Origin of the sequence: Micromonospora sp. NPDC005305, from assembly GCF_040607315.1 — a bacterium.
Lineage (GTDB): Bacteria > Actinomycetota > Actinomycetes > Mycobacteriales > Micromonosporaceae > Micromonospora.
The window spans coordinates 125840-148880 of the sequence record NZ_JBEXGL010000005.1; the positions used below are offsets into that span (position 1 = coordinate 125840).

Genomic DNA, 23041 nt, shown 5'->3' on the forward strand with positions numbered 1-23041 from the left:
TCTCTCCCTCCACTCAGGCCTTCGGCCCGCCGGCCACGTACAGCACCTGGCCGGACACGAAGCCGGCGGCCTCGCTCACGAAGAACGACACGGCGTGCGCGATGTCCTCCGGCGTGCCGGTGCGGGCGACCGGGATCTGCGCCGCGGCGGCCCGCTTGAACTCCTCGAACGGCACGCCGAGCCGGGCCGCCGTGGCGGCGGTCATCTCGGTCTCGATGAACCCCGGGGCGATCGCGTTCGCCGTCACCCCGAACTTGCCGAGTTCGAGGGCGAGGGTCTTGGTGAAGCCCTGCAGCCCGGCCTTCGCGGCCGCGTAGTTGGCCTGACCCCGGTTGCCCAGCGCGGAGGTGCTGGACAGGTTGACGATCCGCCCCCAACCCGCGCTGGTCATGTAGCCCTGCACGGCACGGGTCATCAGGAACGAGCCCCGCAGGTGCACGTTCACCACCGCGTCCCAGTCGTCGGCGGTCATCTTGAACAGCAGGTTGTCCCGGGTGATGCCGGCGTTGTTGACCAGGACCGTGGGCTCGCCCAACTCCCCGGCGATCCGGTCCACGGCCGCACCCACCGCCTCCTCGTCGGCGACGTCGGCGCCGACCGCCACGGCCCGGCCGCCGGCGGCCCGGATCTCGTCGGCGACCGGCGCGCCGGCCGCCTCGTCCAGGTCGACGACGGCGACGGCGAAGCCGTCGCGGGCCAGCCGCTTCGCGACGCCGGCCCCGATACCGCGGGCCGCTCCGGTGACGACGGCGGTGCGGGTGATGGTCATGGCGGGTCAACTCCTCGTTGGGTACGGATGGGGCAGGTGGAGGGTCAGGGGACGTACACCACCCGGCCGACGGTGGAGCCGTCGGCGAGCCGCTGCACCCCGTCGGCCACCTCGGCGAGCGGGAGGCGCTCGCTGACCAGGGGCCGAACGGCGCCCTGTGCGGCCAGCGCGGTGAGGGCACGGTGGCACTCGACGACGGCGGCCGGGTCGTGGCGCTGGTAGAGACCCCAGTGCAGGCCGACGATCGAGTAGTTCTTCACCAGGGCGTGGTTGAGCGCGGCGGACTGGATCCGGCCGCCGGCGAAGCCGACCACGAGGATCCGGCCCTCGAAGGCGACGCACTTCGTCGAACGCTGGTAGGTGTCCCCGCCCACCGGGTCGTAGACGACGTCGGCGCCCCGGCTGCCGGTCTCGGCCTTCACCACCTCGACGAAGTCCTCGGCGCGCCGGTCCACCACCACGTCGGCGCCGAGGGCGCGGGCCACCTCCGCCTTCTCCGGGCCACCCACCACGCCGATGACCCGGGCGCCGGCCGCCCTGCCGAGCTGGACCGCCGCGCTGCCGACGCCGCCGGCCGCGGCGTGCACGAGCAGCGTCTCGCCGGCGCGCAGCCCGGCCCGCCGGTGCAGGCCGAACCAGCCGGTCTGGTAGCCGATGTAGAGGGCGGCCGCCTCGGCGTCGTCGAGCGCCGCGGGCGCGGGGAACGTGGTCGCCGCGTCCAGCAGCGCGAACTCGGCGAACCCGCCGTACGGCAGCGTGGCGCCGCCGAGCACCCGGTCGCCGACGGCGAACCCGTCCACCCCCGCGCCGAGGGCGACGACCTCGCCGCACAGCTCGACCCCCGGGGTGAACGGGAGGTCCGGCTTGACCTGGTACTCGCCGCGGCACATGAGCACGTCCGGGAAGTTGGCCGGGCTGGCCAGCACCCGGACCACGAGCTGCCCGGGGCCCGGGGCCGGGTCCGTCACGTCGACGAGCCGCAGCACGTCGACCGGCTCGCCGAGCGCCGTCACGCGCCATGCCCTCATCGGAGACCTCCCTGGTCCTCGAGCTGCCGCTGGAGCGTGTTCATACCGTGCAGCCAGCGGTCGGTGTCGGTGGCCCGGTGCCGGTAGTAGTCGGCCACCCGGGGATGCGGCAGGACCAGGAACCGGTCGTCGTGCAGGGCCTGCCACGCCGCCTCGGCCACGTCCTTCGGGGCGAGCGCGCCGTCACGGCTGATCAGGTCCCGCAGGGGTCCGGTGTTGTCGAGCATCCGGGTCCGTACGCCCTGGGGGCAGATGGCCTGCACCACGATCCCGCGATGCCGGTAGGTGGCCGACAGCCACTCGGCGAACGCGACGCAGGCGTGCTTGCTGACCGCGTACGCCGGGTTCCCGAGCGTCGTGAGCAGCCCGGCCGCGGACGCGGTCACCACGAAGCGGCCCGCGCCGCGCTCGACCCAGCCGGGGATCAGCAGTCGCGCGGCGCGGACGTGCGCCATGACGTTCACCTCGTGGCTCGCCTCCCACTCGGCCTCGGGGGCGTCGAGCCCGCGCCCGCGGTCGATCCCGGCGTTGCCGAACCAGGCGTCGATGTCGCCCAGGTGGCGTCGGGCGGTCTCGACCAGCGCGGCGACGCCCTGCTCGCCGGCGGCGTCGCCGGGAGCGGCGAACCCGCCGATCGCCTCGGCCACCCGCAGGGCCGCCTCGGCGTCGAGGTCGTTGACCACGACCCGCGCGCCCTCGGCGGCGAGCCGGGTGGCCAGCGCGCGGCCGATGCCGTGCCCGGCGCCGGTGACGACGACGCCCCTGTCCCGCACCGGCATCAGACACCCCCGGTGAGGGTGAGGCCGCCGTCGACGACGAGCAGCTGGCCGGTGATCCAGGCGGCGTCCTCGGAGAGCAGGAACGCGACGACACTGCCGACGTCGGTGGGGACGCCGAGCCGCCGGAGCGGGTACGCGGCCGCGACCTCCTCCTCGCGACCCTCGTAGAGGGCGGTGGCGAATCTCGTCTTCACCACGGCCGGGGCGACCGCGTTCACCCGGATGTCCGGGCCCAGCTCGACGGCGAGCTGCTGGGTGAGGTGGGTCAGCATCGCCTTGCTGGCGCCGTAGAAGCCGATGCCGGCCGCCGGCCGGACGCCGGCCACCGAGGAGACGTTGACGATCGCGCCCCCGTGCTCGCCCATCCAGGCCCGGTGGACCTGCTGCACCCAGGACAGCGCGGCGAGGCAGTTCACCTCGAAGACCTTGCGGGCGGCGGCCAGGTCCAGCTCGACCAGCGGCCCGTACGCCGGGTTGATTCCGGTGTTGTTGACCAGGAGGTCCGCGCCGCCGAAGGCGTCGACGGCCCGGGCCACCACCTCGGCCTGGTGGTCGGGATCGTCGGCGTGGCCGGCGACGCCGACCGCGCGCCCGGCGCCCAGCCGGGCCACCGCCTCGTCCAACCCCTCCTGCCTGCGGCCCGTGACCACCACCCGGGCGCCCTCGGCGACCAGCCGCTCGGCGACGGCCAGGCCGATGCCGCGGCTGGCACCGGTGACGATCGCCGTCCGGCCGGCGAACCTGCTCGACGGGGCCTCCGACACGGCCACCTCCTCTGAACTTACTAAGCGCTTGCTTAGAATGTGTCTGAGGGAGTGTGCGACAGCCCGGCGGGCGTCGTCAACAGGTCCGCCCCGGCCGATTTGTGGTATCAATGCCGGCCGAGGCTCAGGAGGGAAGGACGACGTGGTGACCGACAGCGCCGAGCAGTCCCGCGCCGACGCGACGCGCGCCCGGCTGCTCGACGCCGCCGTCAGTGCGTTCGCCGAGCGGGGCTTCCACGGCACGACCACCCGCGACATCGCGGCCGCGGCCGGGTTGAGCCCCGCCGCGCTCTACGTGCACCACCGGTCCAAGGAGGAACTGCTCTACCTGATCTCGCGGTCGGGGCACGAGCACGTGCTGCGGCTGGTGTGGGAGGCGGTCGCGTCGTCCGCCGACCCGGCCACGGCGCTGCGGCGGGTGGTCCACGACTTCGTCGTGACCCACGCCCGCGACCACACCACCACCCGGGTCGTGAACTACGAGCTGGCCGCGCTCAGCCCCGCGCACCTGGCCGAGATCCGCGAGATCCGCCACCACATCGAGCAGGCGATCCGGCAGCTCGTGGAGGCGGGCGTCACGGCCGGGGTGTTCGAGACCCCGGACCCCCGGATGGCGGCCGCCGCCCTGCTGTCCCTCGGTGTCGACGTGGGCCGGTGGTACCGGGACGGCGGCGATCTGGTGCCCGAGTACATCGCCGCCCGGTACGCCGAGATGGCGCTGCGGATCGTCGGCGCCGGGTCACCAGACGCAGGATCGGGGTAGGAACGCCCAGGCGATGCCGCCGGCGAACCGGTTGCCGCGCCACTTCGCCATGATCCACTGGCGGTCCTTGCTGACGTAGCGGATGTCGATCTGCGCGCCGGCGGGGGCCGCGCCGAGTGGGTGGACGGCGACGGCCGGTCCGGACCCGTACGCCGCGGCGGCCCCGATGTTGCCGAATGCGGAGCAGGTCGTGCGGGCGGTGGTGGCCTTGAGCCCGCCACCCTTGTTCTCGCTCCACACGCCGTAGGGGCTGCACAGCGGATCGACGGCGGTGGCGGTGCAGAAGACCTGCTCGGAATGCCACCACCGCAGCTGGTCCGGGGAGCCGTCGGCGTTGCTGGAGCCGGCGACGTTGGGGCCGCCGGCGCAGCTCGACGACATGAACCCGGTGCGCTCGATGGCGAACTTGCGCGTGCCGTAGGCGTAGGCGCACCCGTCGAAGCTGCCGCCGGCGTAGCCCCAGGGCCAGCGGGTGATGCCCTCGGTGTTGCCGGCGCTGGCGTCGCCGGTGTCGCGGATGTCCATGTGGTCGAAGCTGGACTTGACGGCGCCGTCGGCGAAGACGAAGTCGCGGGCGAACAAGTAGCCGACCATCGGCCCGTTGGCCTTGTAGCTCAGCAGCACCCAGCCCGGTCCCATGCCGGTCTGCGCCCACGAGTCCTCGGCCGCCGTCTGCACCCGGTTGACGCCGTAGCCCCAGGCGGCGGCGGGGGACGGGGCGGTCAGGGCGGTCACCGCAAGGACGGCCACCGTCGTCACGAACCGGGTCACGCCGCGCCACCGGGCCATCGTCACTCCTCGATCCGATCCTGGCGAAAACCTACATCGTTGTGTGTCGCCGTGGCAATCTGCTACGTTGCCCGCACCTCCGAACGAGGGAGATAAATATGCGAATGTTCGCCAGGGCGGTTGCGGCCGCGACGGCACTGGGCATCGTGCTGGCGGCGCCGCCCGCCGCCCAGGCCTACGTGGTGCCGCGCCACGCCGTCACCATCTGCCAGAGCGCCAGCTTCTACGACAACTACGACTCGGCGTCGGGCCCCTACGGCCTCAAGCGGGTGCTGGAGTACGGCAACAAGATCGGTCACACCCCCGGTGCCCACCCGGTCTACAACGGCTGGGCGGCGACGTTCGACTTCGGCCCCAACGACTGGGGCTATCTGCGCATCGAGTGCATCGGAGGGTACGACTCGTGGTGACCTCGACATCGCGGTCCGCGCGGCTGGCCCGCCTGGGCGTCGCCGCCGCGACGGCCGTCTCCCTGCTGGCCGTGTCGTCGCCGGCGCGGGCCGCCAACGGCACCATCGGCGTGCGGGAGACCGTGTGCGCCGAGTCGTTGTTCGTCCGCACCGAACCGCTGGGCGCCTGGATGGGCACCCTGTACGCCGGGCAGACCTTCCAGGTGAAGGGGCCCAGGAGCGGCGGCTACATCTACGGCTTCGCCTACGGCCACGTCAACCGCAACGGCTGGGTGCAGGACGGCTGGTTCTGCTGAACCCCGGTCCCGGTCAGCCCACCTTGGGCACGGCCCGGGCGATGATCGCGGCGAAGTCGACACCGCTCGGCAGGGTGCCGAACGCCTGGCCGTGGTCGCCGCTGAGCCGGGAGGCGCAGAAGGCGTCGGCGACGGCCGGGTGACCGTGGCGCACCAGCAGCGCGCCCTGCAGGACCAGGGCGAGCCGCTCGACGACCCGGCGGGCCCGCAGTTCGAGGTCGTCGTGGTCGGTCAGGTCGGCCTGCACCTGGCGCAGCGCGGCGTCCAGCCGCGGGTCCGCCCCGGCGGCGGCGCTCACCTCGGCGCGGAACGCCTCCACGACCTGGGGCTCCCGGGTGACCGCGCGCAGCACGTCCAGGGCGGCCACGTTGCCGGAGCCCTCCCAGATCGAGTTCAGCGGTGACTCGCGGAACAGCCGTGGCATGCCCGACTCCTCGACGTAGCCGTTGCCGCCCAGGCATTCGAGGGCCTCGGCGGCGTGTGCCGGCCAGCGCTTGCAGACCCAGTACTTGCCCACGGCGAGGGCGAGGCGCTTGAAGGCCGTCTCCCCGGCGTCGCCGCGTGCGGACCGGTCGGTGGCTCCGGCGAGCCGCATCATGAGGACGGTGGCGGCCTCGGACTCGACCGCGAGGTCGGTGAGCACGTTGCGCATGAGCGGCTGGTCGACCAGGTAACGGCCGAAGGTGCGCCGGTGGGTGGCGTGGTGGGCGGCGGTGATCAGCCCCTGGCGCATCCCGGCCGCCGCGCCGATCACGCAGTCGAGGCGGGTCAGGTTGACCATGTCGATGATGGTGCGCACGCCCCGGCCCTCGTCGCCCACGCGCCAGGCGACGGCGTGCTCGTACTCGATCTCCGCCGAGGCGTTGGACCGGTTGCCGAGCTTGTCCTTGAGGCGCATGAGCCGCATCGGGTTGCGCGTGCCGTCCGGCAGGACGCGCGGGACGAGGAAGCAGGTGAGCCCGCCCGGCGCCTGGGCGAGGGTGAGGAAGACGTCGCACATCGGCGCCGACGTGAACCACTTGTGCCCGACGAGCCGGTAGGTGCCGTCCGGGTCGGGGTGGGCGACGGTGGTGTTGGCGCGCACGTCCGACCCGCCCTGCTTCTCCGTCATCGACATGCCAGCCAGCAGGCCCCGCTTGGTCAGTGGCGCGCGCAGCCCGAAGTCGTACACGCTCGCGGTGAGCAGCGGCTCGTACCGCGCGGCCAGGTCCGGGTCGTGCCGCAGCGCGGGCACGGCCGCGTAGGTCATCGAGATCGGGCAGCCGTGGCCGGCGTCGGGTCGCCACACGTAGAACTTGGCCGCCCGGGCCACGTGGGCGCCCGGCCGGTCGTCGGCCCACGGCGCGGCGTGCAGCCCGTGGCTGACGGCCGTGCCCATCAACTCGTGCCAGGCCGGGTGGAACTCCACCTCGTCGATGCGGTGGCCGGAGCGGTCGTGGGTGCGCAGGACCGGCGGGTGCTCGTTCGCCAGCCGCCCGTGCTCGATCGCCGGCGCGGCGCCACCGAGCCGGCCGAGTTCGTGCACCTCGGCGGCGGCCCAGCCGGCGCCCTCCCGGTCCAGCCCGTCGAGCAGCGCCGGGTCGTCCGCCGCGTCGTGGCCGGCCAGCGGGGGAACCTGGTTGAACACCTCGTGTGTCGTCACGGCGATACTCCCAGCGCGCGGTGGATGAACCGGATCAGGTCGGGGATGGTGCCCGGGCCGGCGACCCCGGCGGCCAGCGGGCCGACCATGGCCTCGGCCAGGGCGCCGACCAGCGCGGTCGCGGTCAGCTCGGGGTCCTGTGCGGGCAGTTCGCCGCTCGCCACCCCCGCCGCCACGTGACCGGCGATCAGGTCGGCGTAGGCGCGGCGGAAGGTGAGCCGCTCGGCGTCGACGGCCGGGTCGACCGGCTCGGCGAGCAGCGCGTACGCCAGCCGGGGGGACTGCAGGGCGCGGCCGGCGAACGTCTCGACGACGGCCGACATCTGCGCGGCGACGGTGGCCCGCTGCACGGCGGCGCGCGCCACGGCGTCCACCTCGCGCTGCGAGGCGGTGCGGAACACCTCGGCGAAGAGGTCGGCCTTGGTGGGGAAGTGGCGGTAGACCGTGCCGGTCGCGACGCCGGCCCGCTCGGCGACGGCCGCGACCGAGCAGCCCGCGTAGCCGTGGCCGGCCATGATCTCCAGTGCGGCCGCGATGATCCGCTGCCGGGAGGCGCTCAGCCGGGCCTTCACCCGCTCGGTGCTCCGGTACGCCACGCAAGAAGTGAACCACCATTCAGTCCTTGCTCGCAAGGTCCGTCCGGTTGCGTCCCGGCTGCCGGGATCGCCCGGCGGAATCGGTCACAGCTTGGGTGCGGTCGCCCGGTGTGATCTTGGTAGGGCTCCACCGATCGGGTACCGTCCCCTGTCACACCGTCTTTGCACCACCCCTGGCTGGCTGTCATACCAGGGTCGAACGGAGGGACACTGCCGTGACGTTCCAGAGCGCAGTCCGCAGGGCTGGCATCGTCGTGGCGATCGCCGCCCTCGCGGCGAGCGCGGGATGCGCCAAGAAGGAGGACGGCGAGACCCAGGCGAGCGGGGTCAAGCTCGTCGAGAAGGGCAAGCTCACCGTCTGCACCCACCTGCCGTACGCGCCGTTCCAGTCGAAGGACGCGAGCGGCAAGGTGGTCGGCTTCGACGTCGACCTGATGGACCTGGTCGCCAAGGACCTGGGCGTCGAGCAGAAGATCGTCGACACCCCGTTCGAGGGGATCAAGTCCGGCCAGGACCTGAACACCGGCAAGTGCGACGCCGCCGCCGCCGGCATGACGATCACCGAGGAACGGCAGAAGGTCATGAACTTCTCCGATCCGTACTTCGACGCGACGCAGGCCATGCTGGTCAAGACCGGCAAGGCGTACAAGACGCTCGACGACCTCCGGGGCAAGAAGCTCGGCGTCCAGGCCGCGACCACCGGCCGCGACTACGCCAAGAAGGTCGCCGAGGAGAAGGGCCTCCAGCTCGTCGAGTTCGAGGACCTCGCCGCCGAGCAGCAGGCGCTGGCCAACGGTCAGATCGAGGCCGCCATCAACGACCTGCCCGTCTGGACCGAGTACATCAAGGAGCACCAGGGCGGCTTCGAGGTGGCGGCCGAGTTCGACACCGGTGAGCAGTACGGCTTCTCGGTGAAGAAGGACGGCAACCCGGAGCTGCTCAAGAAGGTCAACGAGGTGCTCGCCAAGGCGAAGCAGGACGGCACCTACAACACGATCTACGAGAAGTGGATCGGCAAGAAGCCGACCGCCTGAGCCACCCACCCGGCCGGAGGGCGCGCCCCGCGCGCCCTCCGCCCCGGCACCCCTCCGCACCTCTCAAGGAGCGCCGAACGTGAAGCTGCGACGCCGCCAGCGAGAGCGGCTGTCCCTCTGGCTCCAGTACCTGGCCTTCGTGGCCGTCATCGCCGTGGTGATCCTCGCGGCGGACTGGGGCCGGCTGCGGGAGGCGTTCTTCCGCGTCGACATCATCGAGTCGATGTTCCCGACGGTCATCACCGTCGCGCTGCGCAACACGATCCTCTACACACTCGGCGCGTTCGCCTTCGGCCTGGTCTTCGGCACCATCCTGGCGCTGATGCGGCTGTCCCGGGTGGCGCCGTACCGGTGGGTGGCGACGGCGTACATCGAGCTGTTCCGCGGCCTGCCCGCGCTGCTGGTGCTCTTCCTGGTCGGCTATGGCATCCCCATCGCCTTCCCGGAGCGGGAGATCCCGGGCGGCGTGTTCGGGTCCATCGCGATCGGCCTCGGCCTGACCGCGGCCGCGTACATGGCCGAGACCATCCGGGCCGGCATCCAGGCCGTGCCGAAGGGGCAGATGGAGGCCGCGCGCACCCTCGGCATGTCGCACTTCACCGCGATGCGCACGATCGTCATCCCGCAGGCCTTCCGGATCGTGATCCCGCCACTGACCAACGAGCTGATCCTGCTCACCAAGGACTCGTCGCTCGCCTACGTGCTCGGCGTGACGGCGCAGACCATCGAGGTCACGAAGTTCGGCCGGGACACCCTCAACGACCGGGTGAACGCCACCCCGCTGCTGGTGGCCGGGCTCACCTACCTGGTCATCACCCTGCCGCTCTCCCAGGTGGTGCGCCGCCTCGAACTCCGCTACGCCAAGGCCCGGTGACCCCATGACGACCAGCCCGTCCCAGCCCGCCGTCGAGATCCGCGACCTGCACAAGTCCTTCGGGCCGCTCGAAGTGCTCAAGGGCATCGACTTCGAGGTCGGCCACGGCGAGGTGGTCTGCGTCATCGGCCCGTCCGGGTCCGGCAAGTCCACCCTGCTGCGGTGCGTCAACCTGCTGGAGGAGCCGACCGCCGGCCGGATCTGGGTGAACGGCACCGAGATGACCGACCCGGACGTCGAGATCGACGCGGTGCGCCGCGGCATCGGCATGGTCTTCCAGTCGTTCAACCTCTTCCCGCACCTCACCGTGCTGGACAACCTCACCATCGCCCAGCGCCGGGTGCTCCGGCGCGGTCGCGCCGAGGCCGAGCGGGTCGCGCGCGCCAACCTCGACCGCGTGGGCCTGAGCGACAAGGCCGGCGCGTTCCCGGCCCAGCTCTCCGGCGGGCAGCAGCAGCGCGTCGCCATCGCCCGGTCGCTGTCGATGGACCCTGAGCTGATGCTCTTCGACGAGCCGACCTCCGCGCTCGACCCGGAACTCGTCGGCGACGTCCTCACCGTCATGCGGAAGCTGGCCGAGGACGGCATGACCATGATGGTGGTGACCCACGAGATGGCGTTCGCCCGGGACGTCGCCGACCGGGTCGTGTTCATGGACGGTGGCGTGGTGGTCGAGCAGGGCCCGCCGGACGAGGTGCTGGGCGCCCCGCGGCACGAGCGGACCCGCTCGTTCCTCTCCCGGGTCCTCGACCCGACCCACGTCGCGCAGCTCGGCCGGCCCGGCGAGACCGCCGAGCCGCCCGAGGCGCCCGGCCTGCCGGCCGACGACCGCCACCAGCTGTGACCGCCGCGGCGGTGTCGTACCCCCGGTTAGGCTCGACCACATGGGAGATCCGTTCCGGGTCCGCGTCACCGTCCGCGGCTACGAACTCGACACGCAGGGCCACCTGAACCAGGCCGTCTACCTCCAGTACGGCGAGCACGCCCGGTGGGAATGCCTGCGCGCGGCCGGCATCCCGCAGGACCGGCTCCTCGCCGGCGGCGTGGGTCCGGTGGCCCTGGAGGTCACCCTGCGCTACCTGCGGGAGCTGCGCGGCGGCGACGAGGTGGACGTGTCCTGCGAGTTCCGCTGGGGCGAGGGGAAGACGTTCCAGATCGTGCAGGACCTCACCCGCCCGGACGGCACGCCGGTCGCCACCATCACCGGGGTGGGCGGCCTGCTGGACCTGGCCTCCCGGCGGCTGGTGCCCGACCCCCGCGTGCGATTCCGCCAGCTGGCCGGCGACCCGGCGCCGATGAACCTCTGAGCCACCTAGCGGCCGGCGCGCAGGTAGGCCAGCACGGCCAGCACCCGCCGGTTGGTGTCGTCGGCGGGCGGCAGGTCGAGCTTGGTGAGGATGTTCCCGACGTGCTTGCCGACCGCCGCCTCGGTGACGTGCAGCCGCGCGGCGATCGCCCCGTTGGAGTGGCCCTCGGCGACCAGCGCCAGCACCTCCCGCTCCCGGGGCGACAGGGCCGCCAGGGGGTCGCGCGGGCGGCGCAGCAGGTGCCGCACCACGTCCGGGTCGACCGCCGTGCCGCCGGCCGCCACCCGGCGCAGGGTGTCGGCGAACTCGGCGACGTCCGCGACCCGGTCCTTGAGCAGGTAGCCGACCCGCCGGCCGTCGCCGCTGTCGAGCAGCGCGGCCGCGTACCCGCTCTGCACGTGCTGGCTGAGCACCACCACCGCCAGGTCGGGCCGCTCCGCGCGCAGCGTGACCGCCGCGCGGAGCCCGTCGTCGCGGTGCTCCGGCGGCATGCGGATGTCGGTCACCAGCAGCTCCGGCCGGTGGGTGCGGGCCTGCTGGTGTGGACGGTGCTGGTCGCCGTGCGGGTGGTGCGGGCCGGGCGGGATCGACGCCTATCCTGATCGGGTGGAGTTGGAGTTCAGCGGCGAGGTGTGGTTCTGGCGGGGGCCCGCGCCCTGGCACTTCGTCACGGTGCCCGACGAGCTGTGCGGGGAGTTGGAGGCGGCCTCGGCGTCGGTCACGTACGGCTGGGGGATGATCCCGGTGACCGCCCGGATCGGCGGGACCGGGTGGGAGACGTCGCTCTGGCCCAAGGACGGGCGCTACGTCGTGCCGGTGAAGACCGCGGTCCGCCGGGCCGAGGGGATCGCGCTGGGCGACCGGGTGGACGTCCACCTGACCGTCACGCGGTGACCGGTCGACGGGAGCGGGCGCGGATGGACCTGACGGACGCGGCGAAGGCGCTCGCGGGGGCGCGGCGGCTGGTCGTCTTCACCGGCGCCGGCATGTCGGCCGAGAGCGGCGTGCCCACCTTCCGGGACGCGCTCACCGGCCTCTGGGAACGATTCGACCCCCAGGCTCTGGCCACCCCGGAGGCGTTCCGGGCCGATCCCGCACTGGTCTGGGGCTGGTACGAGTGGCGGCGAGGCGCCGTCCGCCGGGCCGAACCGAATGCGGGGCACCGGGCCGTAGCCGCCATGGCGGCCCAGGTGCCGGAGACGGTGGTGGTCACCCAGAACGTCGACGACCTGCACGAGCGCGCCGGCTCCGCCGCCCCGATCCACCTGCACGGCAGCCTGTTCGCGCCGCGCTGTTCGGCGTGCGCCGGGCCGGCGCCGGTGCCCGGGGCCGGCGAGGAGCCGGGGGAGGGCCGGCGGCTGGCGCCGCCCCGCTGCGGTCGCTGCGACGCACCCGTCCGGCCGGGGGTGGTGTGGTTCGGCGAGGCGCTGCCGGAGCGGGCCTTCGAGGCCGCCGTCGAGGCGGCGTACCGCTGCGACGTGCTGCTCACCGTCGGCACGGCCGGTCTCGTGTATCCCGCCGCCGAGATCCCGCAGGTCGCCGCCCGTCGGGGCGGCACGGTGATCCAGGTCAACCCTGAGGAGACGCCGCTGGACGCGGTGTGCGCGGTGAACCTGCGCGGGCCGGCGGCCCGTGTGCTGCCGGCCCTCGTGCGGGCCGCGTGGGGTGACTCGGCCCCGGCGTGACGGGGCGCGTCCGCCCGTGCCGGCCGGCGATCACCGGAAACCGCGACTCGTCGCACGCCGTGCGGCCTACCGTCGGCGGAGAAGATCGGTCGGTCGGGGTGACGGAGGGCGACGGGCGTGGGGCGGGACGGGGCACGGCACGCTCCCGCATGGCCGCGCCCGCCCGCTGCGGCGCCGGCCGGGCGCCGGGTGACGCCGTTCGAGATCTTCTTCGACCTGGTGTTCGTCTTCGCGCTGACCCGCATCATGTCGCTGATCGGGCAGCGGCCCACCCCGACCACCATGGTGCAGGGGCTGATCCTGCTCGTGCTGCTGTGGATCGCCTGGTCCTCGTACACCTGGTTGGGCAACCACACGCGGGCCGAGGTCGGCGCGGTCCGTGCCGGGTTCCTGGTCGCCATGGCGGCGTTGTTCGTGGCGGCGTTGGCCATGCCCCAGGCCTGGACGTCCGGCCCGGGCCTGGACGGGCCGCTGCTCGTCGCGCTCGCCTACGTGCTGCTCCGCGTCGTCCACCTGGGGCTCTACCACTGGGCGGCGGCCAGTGTGCCCGGGCTGCGGGAGCGGATCCGGTTCTTCGCGGCGGTCAGCGCCGTCGGTTGGGTGCCGCTGCTGCTCGGCGCGCTGCTGAGCGGGACGGCGCACGCCGTGCTGTGGGTGGTGGCGTTCGTCATCGAGATCGGCGGGCAACGGCTGTCGTACGCGCGGCGGGGCACCTGGCCGCTGCGCAGCGCGAGCCACTTCACCGAGCGGCACGGCCTCGTGCTGATCATCGCGCTCGGTGAGTCGCTGGTCGCCGCCGGGGTGGGCGCCGCGTCGGCGGTGACCGCGCTGCCGGTCCTCGGCGTGGCGCTGGTCGGCTTCGCGGTCACCGCCTGCCTCTGGTGGCTGTACTTCGACCGGGCCGGGCCCGCTGCCGCCCGCGTCCTCGCCACGGCGACGGGGGACCGGCGGGACCGGATCGCCTCGGACGCGTACAGCCAGACCCACCTGCTGCTGATCACCGGGGTCATCTACCTGGCGCTCGGCGTCGAGCAGGTGCTCGGGCTCGTCGCCGGGGTGCACGGCGGCGACGAGCACGGCGGGCCGGCCCGGCTGACCTGGTCCGCCTCGGTCGCCCTGTACGGGGGCACCGCGGTCTTCCTGGGCGGCCGGCTGCTGTTCCTGCGGCTCACCGGGCAGCCGGTCCCGCCGGCGCAGCGGGCCGTCGTCGTGCTGGTCGCGCTGCTGCTGCCACTCGGTGTGCTGTTGCCGCCCGCCGCGGCGCTCGGCGTGCTCGCCCTGCTCCTGCTCACCGCGGTCGCGGTCGAGCAGCGGTCCGTGCGGCGCGCCACCGGAAGGCCGGCGGGTCCCGAATGATCAACGACTTCTCCGTCCGGGTTTGAAACTCCGGTGAACCGGAGAAGTGCAGGTCGCGCGGGCAGGGTGGCCCGTGTGACTACGGGAGGTGGCGATGTCACGGAGACTGCGGGCGACCGCGTTGGCCGGGGCGCTGACCCTGGCGATCAGCGGCTGCGGCGGAGTGGGCGGCGGGGGTGACTCCGGCGGTGGCGCCACCAAGGGCAGCGGCGCCCTGAGCACCATGGGATTCGGCCTCTCGGACGAGATCGCCAAGACGCGGGTCGACGCCTTCAAGAAGGACCACCCGGACGTCCAGCTGCAGATCACCGAGGGCGCCTTCGACGAGCAGCAGTTCCTCTCCGCGGTGGCCTCGGGTAACCCGCCGGACCTCGTCTACATGGACCGCAAGCTGATCGGCACGTACGCCAAGCGCGGCTCGATCCAGCCGCTGACCGACTGCGTCGAGAAGCAGCAGATCGACCTGGGGCAGTACCGGCAGGCCGCCAAGGACCAGGTCACCCTCGACGGCACGGTCTACGGCATCCCCGAGTTCTCCCAGGTGCGCGTGCTCTACCTCAACGAGGCGCTGCTGAAGCAGGCCGGCCTCACGGCCGACGACGTGAACGTCGCCGACTGGGCGAGCCTGCCGGCGGTCAACACGAAGCTGGCCAAGGTTTCCGGCGGCCGGCTCAGCCGGATCGGCATCGACCCGAAGATCCCCGAGTTCCTGCCGATGTGGGCGAAGGCCAACGGCGCCGAGATGATCTCGGCGGACGGCGCCAAGGCCAACCTGACCGACCCGAAGGTGGTCGAGGCGCTGACCACCGGCGTGAAGCTCATCCAGGACCAGGGCGGCTGGGGCAAGTTCAAGTCCTTCCGGGACACCTTCGACTTCTTCGGCGCCGAGAACCCCCTGGCCAAGAACCAGATCGCCGCGTGGCCCATGGAGGAGTGGTTCCTCAACCAGGCCGCCAAGAACAGCCCCAAGGCCGAGCTGGTCGTGAAGCCGTTCGTGGACCGGCAGGGCAAGCCGCTGAGCATGTCCAACGGCCAGGCGTGGGTGGTCACCAAGGGCGCCAAGAACCCGGAGGCGGCCTGCGCCTTCGTCAAGCAGATGACCGCCACCGACACCTGGTTCGCCGCCGCGAAGGCGCGGGCCGAGGCCCGCAAGGCGGCCAACCTGCCGTTCACCGGCGTCTGGACCGGCAACACCGCCGCCGACAAGAAGATCTTCGACGAGCTGTACCAGCCGACCGGCAACAAGCGCTTCGACGACGCGGTGGCCACCATCCGCGAGGCCCAGGACATCGCGTTCGCGATGCCCGCCTCGCCGGCCGGCGCCGAGTTCGACAAGGCGTGGACCGATGCCGTGAACCGGGTGCTCTCCGGGCAGGCGCAGCCGGCCGAGGCGCTGGCCCGGGCCCAGCAGGAGGCGACCGCCGCGCTGGACAAGGCCGCGGGCTGACCCCGGCCATGGCCACCACCGTCACCCCTCCCGTCCCGGGCCGGCGGCGCCGCACGCCGTTGGCCCGGCGGGAGGCCCGCTGGGCGTACGTCTTCCTGGCGCCCTGGATCGTCGGGTTCCTCGTGTTCACCGCCGGTCCGATGATCGCCAGCCTCTGGCTCAGCTTCACCGAGTACGACGTCATCAACGCCCCGCGCTGGAGCGGGCTGGACAACTACCGGCAGCTCGTGTCGGATCCCCAGGTGGCGCGCAGCCTCGGCAACACCGTCTACTACGCGGCGCTGCACGTGCCGCTGGTGATGCTGATCTCGCTGGGGCTGGCCCTGCTGCTCAAGCGCGTCGGGCGCTGGCAGGGCTTCTTCCGTACCGTGTTCTACCTGCCGGTGATGACCCCGGCGGTGGCCGTCGGCATCCTCTTCCTGCTGCTGCTCAACACCCAGGACGGGCTGATCAACCGCGGCCTGGCGCTGCTCGGCATCGACGGTCCGAGCTGGACCACCGACCCGGACTGGGTGATGCCCGGGGTCGTGCTCATGAGCCTGTGGAGCCTCGGCTCCACCGTGATCATCTACCTGGCCGCGTTGCAGAACGTGCCCCGCGACCTGTACGAGGCCGCCGACCTCGACGGGGCCGGCGCGTGGGCGCGGTTCCGCCATGTGACCCTGCCGATGATCTCCGGCTCGCTCTTCTTCACGTTGATCGTCAACACCATCGCGTCGCTGCAGATGTTCACCGAGGTCTACACGATGTACTTCGGCAACCGGCAGACCCAGGGCTCCTTCAACAGCGACGCGGCGTCGTTCTATGTGATCCACCTGTTCCGGGCGGCGTTCCAGTTCCTGCACATGGGCTTCGCCTCGGCGATGGCGTGGCTGCTCTTCCTGATCATCCTGATCATCACCGCGGTGCAGGTGAAGCTGAGCAACCGGTTCGTCTACTACGAGGGGGAGGACCGGTGACCACGACGAGCCAGCCGGTGGGCACCGGCGTCGCGAGCACGGTGGTGGCGCCGGTGGCGGCGCCCCGGCCGGAGGCCCGGGACGAGGGCCGGCGGCCGCGCTGGCAGCGCGTCCTGTTCGTGCTCGCCCTGGTGGGCGCGGCGGTGATCTTCCTGCTGCCGTTCGTCTGGCTGGTCAGCGCCTCGCTGCGACCCCGGGAGTACGTCTTCGCCCCCGGTTTCCTGCCCACGCCGTTCGCGCCGGACAACTACGCCGACGCCTGGCAGGCCATGCCGCTGCTCACCTGGCTGTTCAACAGCGTGGTGGTCGGGGTCGCGGCGGCCGCCGCGGCGACCCTGTCCAGCGCCTGGGTGGCGTTCGGGTTCGCGTACTTCCGGTTTCCCGGCCGGAACCTGCTCTTCGGCCTGGTGCTCGCCACCATGATGCTGCCGTTCGCCGTCACCATGATCCCGACCTACCTGATCTGGAACCGGCTCGGCCTCATCGACACCCAGGTGCCGCTCTGGGCCGGCAACCTCTTCGGGTCGGCGTTCTACATCTTCCTGCTGCGGCAGTTCTTCCTCTCCCTGCCCCGGGAGTATTTCGAGGCGGCCCGGGTCGACGGGGCGAGCTATCCGCAGCTGTTCTGGAAGATGGCCTTCCCGCTGATCCGCCCGGCCCTGCTGGTGGCCTTCGTCTTCGAGTTCAAGGCGAGCTGGACCGACCTCGTCAAGCCGCTGATCTACCTGCGCAACGAGCAGCTCTACACCCTGCCCCGGGGGCTCAAGGTGATCCTCGACCGGTTCGGGTACGGCGGCGAGCAGCAGTGGGAGATCGTGCTCGCCGGCAGCGTGATCGCCACCGTACCCATGATCATCCTGTTCTTCCTGGCCCAGCGGCACTTCGTGGAGGGCATCGCCACCACCGGCCGCAAGGGCTGACCGCCCTCAGCCGGCCGGCTCGTCGAGGAAGGCGAGGGTGACCGCGGCGAACAGCGGCGAGCTGAAGATGCTGTAGTGGGTCAGCCCGGGCAGGATGGCCAGCGCGTGCCCACCCTTGGGCCGGCCCTCGCCCGCCCAGCCGCCGTCGCGCAGGCCGCCGTCGAGCAGCTTGAACACCTCCACGTAGTGGCTGGGCGGCGCCATGTCGCCGTCGGCGGCGACGATCAGCGTCGGCACCCGCAGGTTGCGGACCTCCTCGGTGAGGTCGAAGTCCTGCGCCATCAGCGCGCCGATCTTGTCGAGCAGCCGGGGGAAGTCCTCCGGGCGCGGCGCCACCCGCTGGTAGAGCTGGTACATCGGGGTGTCCTTCATGAACTCCGCGGCGGCGCCGGTCACCTGGCCCTGCTGCGCGCGCATCTCGGCGTAGATCGCGTCCGACCGCACGTGCGCGGACGCCGCGACGAGCCGGCCGAGCTTCTCCGGGTGGGCCACGGCGGCGCGCAGCGCCACCCCGCCACCGAGCGAATAGCCCACCAGGTCGGGCCGGTCCAGCCCCAGGTGGTCGATGAGCGCGGCGATGTCATCGGCCATCGTCCGCAGGTCGAGCGGGCGGTCGACGTCGGCGGTGCGGCCGTGGCCCTGCAGGTCGACGGCGATGACCTGGCGCCGTGCGGCCAGCGCGGGCAGCACCGGCCCGAACATCTCACCCGACCCGAGCCCGCCGTGCAGCAGGATCAGCGGGTGCCCGGTGCCGTGCGTCTCGTAGTAGAGGTTGATGCCGTTGACCTCGGCGTAACGGCCGGTGCCCTCGACGTCCGTGGTCCAGTCAGTGGCGGTCACGCTGACGCTCCTCCCGTGCGCGGTCGGCGGTCGCGGCGCGGACCCCGACGGCGCCGGCCGCGAGGTCACGGGCTGCGGCCCCACCCTACGCAGCCGGGGCGCCTCCACACTGTCCCGCCGCGCCGGCTCAGGAGAAGTGCGTCCGCGGCCGGGCGAGGCGTTCCCCGTCCACCACCAGGTCGACCTTCTCGTTGTAGAACGCGACCAGCCCGGCGATCGGCAGCAGGGCCGCCGTGGGAAAGCCGTACGACCACGCCAGGTCCGGATGGAGCCGGTCGCCGGCCCGCACCGACCAGTACCCGCTGGTGCGGCCCTTGTAGGGGCAGGCGGTCCGGGTCGGCGACGCCACGAGGTGCCGGAAGCCACCCGCAGGCCGTGCAGCCGCGCGGTGCCGCGCCGGGTCTCCTCGGTGCGTTGCTCGTCGACCAGCAGGTCGCGGCGGACGTCGGCCAGCGGGACGTAGTACTGCGGGTAGGGCGGCCGCTCCCAGACGTACCGGGCGCGGGTGGTGTCCAGCACCAGCTCGCCGGCCAGGAAGGCGCGGATCCGGCGGGGCGCCGGCTCGATCCGGCCCACCTCGGCGGCCGGCTGCGGGTAGTCGGGCACGGTGTCTCCTCCCGGTGGAACGTGCGGCGGCCGGTTCAACGAGCCGATGTGACCTGGGGCACCTTCGGCGAAGGAGGGAATGAGGTCGGACCCTGATGATTTGCTGCCAGGTGTGACCACTGCGCAGTCCTCTCCCGCCCCGACCGCCGAGACACCCGGTGACCTGATGAGCCGGGGGCAGCAGCTGCGCCTCGTGCTGGTGCTCGGCTCGCTGATCGCGATCGGGCCGCTGACCATCGACATGTACCTGCCCGCGCTGCCGGCCATCACGGCCGACCTGGAGACCACCTCGGCGGCCGTGCAGCTCACCCTCACCGGCACCCTCGCCGGGCTGGCCCTCGGCCAGCTGCTGATCGGGCCGCTCTCCGACGCGGTGGGCCGGCGCCTGCCGCTGCTCGCCGGGATCGCGCTGCACATCCTGGCCTCGCTGCTCTGCGTGGTCGCGCCGACCGTCCAGGCGCTGGGCGTGCTCCGGGTGCTGCAGGGGCTGGGCGTCGCGGCCACCTCGGTGGTCGCGATGGCCGTGGTCCGGGACCTGTTCAGCGGCGCCGCCTTCGCCCGGCTCTTCTCCCGGCTCATGCTGGTGATGGGCGCGGCGCCGATCCTCGCCCCCACCCTCGGCAGCGCGCTGCTCCGGTGGTCGGACTGGCGGGGGGTGTTCGTGGCCCTCGCCGTCTTCGGGCTCCTGCTGGTCGTGGTCGCGGCGGTCGGGCTCCGGGAGACCCTGCCGCCGGAGCGGCGGCGGCACGGCGGCCTCGCCGCCGTCGGCCGGGACTACCGCGCGCTGCTGCGGGACCGGACGTTCGTCGGGCTCGTGCTGGTCGCCGGGCTCGCCATGGCGGCGCTCTTCGCGTACGTGGCCGGGTCGTCGTTCGTCTTCCAGGAGCGGTACGGGCTGGACGAGCAGCAGTTCGGGCTGGCGTTCGGCGCCGGGGCGGTCGGGCTCATCACCGCCACCCAGCTCAACGTGCGGCTGCTGCGCCGGTACACCCCGCAGCGGATCCTGGTCTCCGCGCTCACCGTCGGCACCGGGGCCGGGCTCGTGCTGGTGAGCTTCGCCGCCACCGGCGTCGGAGGGCTGCCGGCCGTGCTGGCCTCCCTCTGGGTGGTGCTCGCCGCGGCGGGGCTCGCCATGCCGAACGCGCCGGCCCTGGCGTTGTCCCGGCACGGGGAGGCGGCCGGCACCGCCGCCGCGCTGCTGGGCGCCGTCCAGTTCGGCGTCGGCGCGCTCGCCGCACCGCTGGTGGGTGTGCTCGGCACCGGCAGCGTGGCGATGGCCGCGGTGGTGGCCGGTGGCATGGCGGTGGCCCTGGTCGTGCTGCTCACCGTGGTCCGGCCGGCGCGGCTGGCCGAGGTCGAGCCGGCCGCGGTGGCCGTCGCCGTGCACTGAGCGACGGGCTCAGCGGGCCGCCGGCCGGCCCATGGCCGCACCCAGCTCGGCCCGGGTGGAGATGCCCAGCTTCCGGTAGACCCGGGCCAGGTTCGCCTCCACGGTCTTCGGGCTGATGAACAGCGCGTCGGCGATGGCCCGGTTCGTCTGCCCCCGGGCGGCGAGCCGGGCCACGCGCTCCTCGGTGGCGGTCAGCGCGGTCGACGCCGGGGTGCGCCGCCCGATCCGGGCCAGTTCCGCCTGTGCCCGCTCGGCGAACGCGACGGCCCCCAGCGCGGTGAACTCGGCGGCGGCCGTCTCCAGCGCCTCCCGGGCGTCCCGCCGCCGCCGCGCCCGCCGGTGCGCCCGGCCGGCGACCAGCAGGCAGCGGGCCCGGTCCAGGGGCAGCACGTCCGCCGGCACGGCGGCGCGAGCGGCGGCCAGCTCGGCCAGCGCCGGCGCCGGGTCCGCGCCGCCGGCGCTGTCCAGCAGCACCCGGCTGCGCGCCAGGCCGAGGGCGGTCCACGGTCGGGCCAGCCGCGCGTGCCGCTCGGCCAGCCGGGCGTACGCCCGCTCCGCAGTCGCCAGGTCACCCGCGCCGACGCACGCCTCGATCCAGTCCGGCTCGAAGCGCTGCGCCAGCGGCTCGGCGATGCCCGAGAGGTCCAGCTCGACGGCGAGCGCCCCGTACGCCGCCGCGGCCTCGCCCCACTCGCCGGCGGAGAGCGCGACCAGGCCGGCGAGCTGCCGGTGGATGCGCCGGCACCAGGCGTCGTCGAACTCGTCGGCCCGGCGCAGCCCCGCGGCGGCCACCGCGCCGGCCTCGGCGAGGCGCCCCCGGTGCGCGTCCAGCATCCCGGCCAGCCAGGTCTCGCCGACCAGTCCGGTGCCGAGCTGCTCGCCCAGGTCCCGCGCGGCGGCGATGTGCGTGCCCGCGGCGGCGAAGCGGCCGGCCAGCAGCTCCGCCTCGCCCAGGTGGGTGAGCGTCTCGTGCTGCCAGGGTTCGTCGCCGCGGGCCACGGCCCGGTCCAGCATCCGGTGCAGCCGGGACCGCGCCCGGTCGTGGTCGTCGACCGCCTTCCACCAGATGGCCGGGATCGCCCCGGCCAGGAAGGACGGTTCGCCGGCCTCCAGGGCCAGCGCCCGGTCGAGCAGGTCGGTCCGGGCCGGGCGGCCGGCGCGTACCTCGTGGAAGAAGAGCAGCAGCAGCGCGGCGGTGAGCAGCGGGCGGTGCTCGTCCCGGTCGGAGAGCCGGGCGATCGCCGCCTCGGCGTGCCGGCGGGCGGGCTCCGGCGTGTCGTGGAACAGGGTGAGGTGGGCGTGGATCCGCCCGGCCAGCCGGCCGTCGGGGTCGGCGGCGGCCAGCGCCCGCTCGGCCACGGAGACCGCGCCGGGCAGGTCGTCGACGCACCAGGCGACCAGGGCGCGCAGCAGCAGCGCCTCGGCGTGCGCCGGGCCGGTCAGCTCGGCGGCGGCGGCCTCGGCCGCCCGGCCGGCCGCCGCGTAGTCGCCGCTGTCGAGGCGGCACTGCACCGCGTCGAGGCGGCGGCGGTCCCGCTCGGCCGTCGCCTCCGGCGGGGTCAGCTCGGCGGCCCGGTCGTACCACTCGGCGGCGAGGGCGGGCGCGCCGCGCTGCCGGTGCCGCCCCGCGGCCGTGGCCAGGTCGGCGGCGACCCCGGAGTCCGGCGCGACGGCGCAGCGGGCGAGCTGCCGGGCGCGCTCCTCCGGATCGGACACCGCGTCGGCCAGCACGCCGTGCAGCCGGCGCCGCACCCCGGGCGGGATGCTCTCGCGCACCGCCGCCGCGTAGCGGGGGTGGACGAACTCGACCCGGTCCGGGCCGACGACGACCAGCCCGGCGTCCTCGGCCGCGTCGAGCGCCCCGGCCGGCACGCCGGCCGCCGACAGGTCCTTGGCGGTCGGCACGGTCAGCAGCGCGGCCAGGCGGACCGCGTCGCGGCCCGGGCCGGGCAGCGCGCGCAGGGTGTCGGCGAGCAGGTGGCGCAGCGAGGACGGCACGGGCAGGTCCTCGTCCGGGCCGGGCGGCCGGGGCAGCCGCAGCACCGCGCGGGCCAGCTCGATGGCGAGCAACGGGTTGCCGTCGGCGTCCCGGGCCAGCCGGGCGAGCAGCGGGCGGCTGAGCGTGCCGCCGAGCCGGGCCCGGACGATGCGGTGCAGCTCGACCGCCCCGAGCGGGGGCAGGCCGACCCGGGTGAGCGCGGGGCCGGTCGGGTCGTCGTCGAGACCCAGCGGGGCGGGGGACGGGCCGGTCTCCCCGGTGCGGCAGGCCACCAGCACGGCGGGCCGGCGGGGGAGGCGGCGCAGCGCGAACCGGAGGGCCCGCTCGCTGGGCGGGTCGAGCCAGGGCGCGTCGTCGACGGCGAGCAGGACCCGCGCGTCGCCCGCGGTCGCGGCGTCGAGCAGGGTACGGGTGGCCGCGCCCACGGCCCGCTCGTCGACCGCCTCGTCGTGGTCGCCGGTCAGCAGCACCACGTCGGCGGCGACCCGCTGCGGCGGGGGCAGGGCCGGCACCCGGTCGGCCAGCGGGCGCAGCACGTCGGCCAGCGCCGCGTACGGCAGGGCCGCCTCGGCCTCGGTCGGCGCGCTGGTCAGCACGGTCCAGCCGGCCCGCCGGGCGCGCTCCACCAGGGCCCGCCACAGCGTGGTCTTGCCGATGCCGCTGGCGCCTTCGAGGAGGGCCGGCGCCCCGCCGGCCAGGGCACGCCACACCCGCTCGACGACCGCGTCGCGGCCGACCAGGGAGGCGTCCATGGCGGGATCCTGGCACAGCGGCGCCACCCGGCCCAG

General features: G+C 73.8%; 24 protein-coding genes and 2 pseudogenes. 14 read left to right on the top strand and 12 right to left on the bottom strand.

What is annotated here, in order from left to right; all coding sequences use genetic code 11:
• Positions 1–13 precede the first annotated feature (13 nt).
• Genes fabG through ABZS80_RS10815 form a run of 4 tightly spaced genes read right to left on the bottom strand, consistent with a single transcriptional unit; the run spans position 14 to position 3340 of the window.
• Positions 14–769: a 3-oxoacyl-ACP reductase FabG gene (fabG, locus tag ABZS80_RS10800; RefSeq protein WP_355055521.1), complete on the bottom strand. Its 756-nt coding sequence runs from the start codon at positions 767–769 to the stop codon at positions 14–16.
• A gap of 44 nt (positions 770–813) precedes the next feature.
• Positions 814–1797, bottom strand: coding sequence for an NADPH:quinone oxidoreductase family protein (locus ABZS80_RS10805; RefSeq protein WP_355055522.1), 984 nt, complete (start codon positions 1795–1797; stop codon positions 814–816).
• A complete protein-coding gene (locus ABZS80_RS10810; protein WP_355055523.1) occupies positions 1794–2576 on the bottom strand; it encodes an SDR family oxidoreductase in 783 nt (260 codons plus the stop codon). Before ABZS80_RS10810 ends, ABZS80_RS10805 begins: the two co-directional genes overlap by 4 nt.
• Positions 2576–3340 carry an SDR family oxidoreductase gene (locus ABZS80_RS10815; RefSeq protein ID WP_355055524.1) on the bottom strand — a complete coding sequence of 255 codons (765 nt, stop codon included), beginning with the start codon at positions 3338–3340 and terminating at the stop codon, positions 2576–2578. The genes ABZS80_RS10810 and ABZS80_RS10815 overlap by 1 nt, the downstream gene beginning before the upstream one ends.
• 145 nt (positions 3341–3485) lie before the next feature.
• Here ABZS80_RS10815 and ABZS80_RS10820 point away from each other — a divergent pair, with 145 nt between their 5' ends.
• Positions 3486–4103 carry a TetR family transcriptional regulator gene (locus ABZS80_RS10820; protein ID WP_355055525.1) on the top strand — a complete coding sequence of 206 codons (618 nt, stop codon included), beginning with the start codon at positions 3486–3488 and terminating at the stop codon, positions 4101–4103.
• Here the strand turns inward: ABZS80_RS10820 and ABZS80_RS10825 are convergent.
• A complete protein-coding gene (locus tag ABZS80_RS10825; protein WP_355055526.1) occupies positions 4080–4892 on the bottom strand; it encodes a hypothetical protein in 813 nt (270 codons plus the stop codon). The genes ABZS80_RS10820 and ABZS80_RS10825 overlap by 24 nt on opposite strands.
• A 98-nt stretch (positions 4893–4990) precedes the next feature.
• Here ABZS80_RS10825 and ABZS80_RS10830 point away from each other — a divergent pair, with 98 nt between their 5' ends.
• Together ABZS80_RS10830 and ABZS80_RS10835 are read left to right on the top strand one after the other, a co-directional pair.
• Complete coding sequence (locus ABZS80_RS10830; RefSeq protein ID WP_225853636.1) at positions 4991–5302, top strand: hypothetical protein; 312 nt, start codon at positions 4991–4993, stop codon at positions 5300–5302.
• On the top strand, positions 5296–5598 hold the full coding sequence (locus ABZS80_RS10835) for a hypothetical protein (protein ID WP_355055527.1): 303 nt from the start codon (positions 5296–5298) through the stop codon (positions 5596–5598). The genes ABZS80_RS10830 and ABZS80_RS10835 overlap by 7 nt, the downstream gene beginning before the upstream one ends.
• 13 nt (positions 5599–5611) lie before the next feature.
• Here the strand turns inward: ABZS80_RS10835 and ABZS80_RS10840 are convergent, their stop codons facing one another.
• Both ABZS80_RS10840 and ABZS80_RS10845 read right to left on the bottom strand, forming a co-directional pair.
• Entirely contained in the window at positions 5612–7240 is a 1629-nt protein-coding gene (locus tag ABZS80_RS10840; protein WP_355055528.1) for an isovaleryl-CoA dehydrogenase, read from the bottom strand.
• Entirely contained in the window at positions 7237–7836 is a 600-nt protein-coding gene (locus ABZS80_RS10845) for a TetR/AcrR family transcriptional regulator (protein ID WP_355055529.1), read from the bottom strand. The genes ABZS80_RS10840 and ABZS80_RS10845 overlap by 4 nt, the downstream gene beginning before the upstream one ends.
• Positions 7837–8051: 215 nt before the next feature.
• On the opposite strand from ABZS80_RS10845, the gene ABZS80_RS10850 reads away from it, so the two are divergent.
• From ABZS80_RS10850 to ABZS80_RS10865, 4 genes are all read left to right on the top strand, one after another.
• Positions 8052–8870: a basic amino acid ABC transporter substrate-binding protein gene (locus ABZS80_RS10850; RefSeq protein WP_355055530.1), complete on the top strand. Its 819-nt coding sequence runs from the start codon at positions 8052–8054 to the stop codon at positions 8868–8870.
• Between the two features lie 79 nt (positions 8871–8949).
• Positions 8950–9744, top strand: coding sequence for an amino acid ABC transporter permease (locus tag ABZS80_RS10855; RefSeq protein ID WP_355055531.1), 795 nt, complete (start codon positions 8950–8952; stop codon positions 9742–9744).
• Positions 9745–9748: 4 nt separating this feature from the next.
• Positions 9749–10588 carry an amino acid ABC transporter ATP-binding protein gene (locus ABZS80_RS10860; protein WP_355055532.1) on the top strand — a complete coding sequence of 280 codons (840 nt, stop codon included), beginning with the start codon at positions 9749–9751 and terminating at the stop codon, positions 10586–10588.
• Between the two features lie 40 nt (positions 10589–10628).
• Positions 10629–11051 (top strand): acyl-CoA thioesterase, encoded by a 423-nt coding sequence (locus ABZS80_RS10865; RefSeq protein ID WP_355055533.1) that lies wholly within the window; start codon positions 10629–10631, stop codon positions 11049–11051.
• 5 nt (positions 11052–11056) lie between these two features.
• On the opposite strand, the pseudogene ABZS80_RS10870 reads toward ABZS80_RS10865, so the two are convergent.
• Positions 11057–11581 (bottom strand): annotated as a pseudogene (locus tag ABZS80_RS10870) (response regulator transcription factor); the annotation flags it as partial.
• Positions 11582–11657: 76 nt separating this feature from the next.
• Here ABZS80_RS10870 and ABZS80_RS10875 point away from each other — a divergent pair.
• The 6 genes from ABZS80_RS10875 (at position 11658) to ABZS80_RS10900 (ending at position 17418) form a co-directional block, all read left to right on the top strand.
• The gene (locus ABZS80_RS10875) at positions 11658–11945 is read left to right on the top strand and encodes a DUF1905 domain-containing protein (RefSeq protein WP_355055534.1); all 288 of its coding nucleotides are present in this window, start codon (positions 11658–11660) and stop codon (positions 11943–11945) included.
• A 23-nt stretch (positions 11946–11968) separates the two neighbouring features.
• The gene (locus ABZS80_RS10880; protein WP_355055734.1) at positions 11969–12736 is read left to right on the top strand and encodes an NAD-dependent deacylase; all 768 of its coding nucleotides are present in this window, start codon (positions 11969–11971) and stop codon (positions 12734–12736) included.
• Between the two features lie 189 nt (positions 12737–12925).
• Positions 12926–14092, top strand: coding sequence for a low temperature requirement protein A (locus ABZS80_RS10885; protein ID WP_355055535.1), 1167 nt, complete (start codon positions 12926–12928; stop codon positions 14090–14092).
• A gap of 94 nt (positions 14093–14186) precedes the next feature.
• Positions 14187–15539: an extracellular solute-binding protein gene (locus ABZS80_RS10890; protein WP_355055536.1), complete on the top strand. Its 1353-nt coding sequence runs from the start codon at positions 14187–14189 to the stop codon at positions 15537–15539.
• 8 nt (positions 15540–15547) lie between these two features.
• A complete protein-coding gene (locus tag ABZS80_RS10895; protein ID WP_355055537.1) occupies positions 15548–16498 on the top strand; it encodes a sugar ABC transporter permease in 951 nt (316 codons plus the stop codon).
• On the top strand, positions 16495–17418 hold the full coding sequence (locus ABZS80_RS10900) for a carbohydrate ABC transporter permease (RefSeq protein ID WP_355055538.1): 924 nt from the start codon (positions 16495–16497) through the stop codon (positions 17416–17418). The genes ABZS80_RS10895 and ABZS80_RS10900 overlap by 4 nt, the downstream gene beginning before the upstream one ends.
• Before the next feature lie 6 nt (positions 17419–17424).
• Here the strand turns inward: ABZS80_RS10900 and ABZS80_RS10905 are convergent, their stop codons facing one another.
• The 3 genes and pseudogenes from ABZS80_RS10905 to ABZS80_RS10915 all read right to left on the bottom strand — a co-directional run.
• Positions 17425–18195 carry an alpha/beta fold hydrolase gene (locus tag ABZS80_RS10905; RefSeq protein WP_355055735.1) on the bottom strand — a complete coding sequence of 257 codons (771 nt, stop codon included), beginning with the start codon at positions 18193–18195 and terminating at the stop codon, positions 17425–17427.
• A gap of 190 nt (positions 18196–18385) precedes the next feature.
• Positions 18386–18607, bottom strand: coding sequence for a DUF427 domain-containing protein (locus tag ABZS80_RS10910; RefSeq protein WP_355055736.1), 222 nt, complete (start codon positions 18605–18607; stop codon positions 18386–18388).
• A 71-nt stretch (positions 18608–18678) separates the two neighbouring features.
• Positions 18679–19131: pseudogene (locus ABZS80_RS10915) on the bottom strand (DUF427 domain-containing protein); the annotation flags it as partial.
• Here ABZS80_RS10915 and ABZS80_RS10920 point away from each other — a divergent pair.
• The gene (locus ABZS80_RS10920) at positions 19031–20254 is read left to right on the top strand and encodes a multidrug effflux MFS transporter (RefSeq protein ID WP_355055539.1); all 1224 of its coding nucleotides are present in this window, start codon (positions 19031–19033) and stop codon (positions 20252–20254) included. The pseudogene ABZS80_RS10915 and the gene ABZS80_RS10920 overlap by 101 nt on opposite strands.
• Before the next feature lie 9 nt (positions 20255–20263).
• On the opposite strand, the gene ABZS80_RS10925 is transcribed toward ABZS80_RS10920, so the two are convergent.
• Positions 20264–23005, bottom strand: a complete 2742-nt coding sequence (locus tag ABZS80_RS10925; RefSeq protein ID WP_355055540.1) for an AAA family ATPase — start codon at positions 23003–23005, stop codon at positions 20264–20266.
• Between the last annotated feature and the right edge of the window lie 36 nt (positions 23006–23041).

Excerpts from the sequence above, each read along its gene's own strand:
- fabG (WP_355055521.1), bottom strand. The coding sequence starts at position 769 with ATGACCATCACCCGCACCGCCGTCGTCACCGGAGCGGCCCGCGGTATC.
- ABZS80_RS10805 (WP_355055522.1), bottom strand. The coding sequence starts at position 1,797 with ATGAGGGCATGGCGCGTGACGGCGCTCGGCGAGCCGGTCGACGTGCTG.
- ABZS80_RS10810 (WP_355055523.1), bottom strand. The coding sequence starts at position 2,576 with ATGCCGGTGCGGGACAGGGGCGTCGTCGTCACCGGCGCCGGGCACGGC.
- ABZS80_RS10825 (WP_355055526.1), bottom strand. The coding sequence starts at position 4,892 with ATGGCCCGGTGGCGCGGCGTGACCCGGTTCGTGACGACGGTGGCCGTC.
- ABZS80_RS10830 (WP_225853636.1), top strand. The coding sequence starts at position 4,991 with ATGCGAATGTTCGCCAGGGCGGTTGCGGCCGCGACGGCACTGGGCATC.
- ABZS80_RS10860 (WP_355055532.1), top strand. The coding sequence starts at position 9,749 with ATGACGACCAGCCCGTCCCAGCCCGCCGTCGAGATCCGCGACCTGCAC.
- ABZS80_RS10865 (WP_355055533.1), top strand. The coding sequence starts at position 10,629 with ATGGGAGATCCGTTCCGGGTCCGCGTCACCGTCCGCGGCTACGAACTC.
- ABZS80_RS10880 (WP_355055734.1), top strand. The coding sequence starts at position 11,969 with ATGGACCTGACGGACGCGGCGAAGGCGCTCGCGGGGGCGCGGCGGCTG.
- ABZS80_RS10890 (WP_355055536.1), top strand. The coding sequence starts at position 14,187 with ATGTCACGGAGACTGCGGGCGACCGCGTTGGCCGGGGCGCTGACCCTG.
- ABZS80_RS10895 (WP_355055537.1), top strand. The coding sequence starts at position 15,548 with ATGGCCACCACCGTCACCCCTCCCGTCCCGGGCCGGCGGCGCCGCACG.
- ABZS80_RS10920 (WP_355055539.1), top strand. The coding sequence starts at position 19,031 with ATGAGCCGGGGGCAGCAGCTGCGCCTCGTGCTGGTGCTCGGCTCGCTG.
- ABZS80_RS10925 (WP_355055540.1), bottom strand. The coding sequence starts at position 23,005 with ATGGACGCCTCCCTGGTCGGCCGCGACGCGGTCGTCGAGCGGGTGTGG.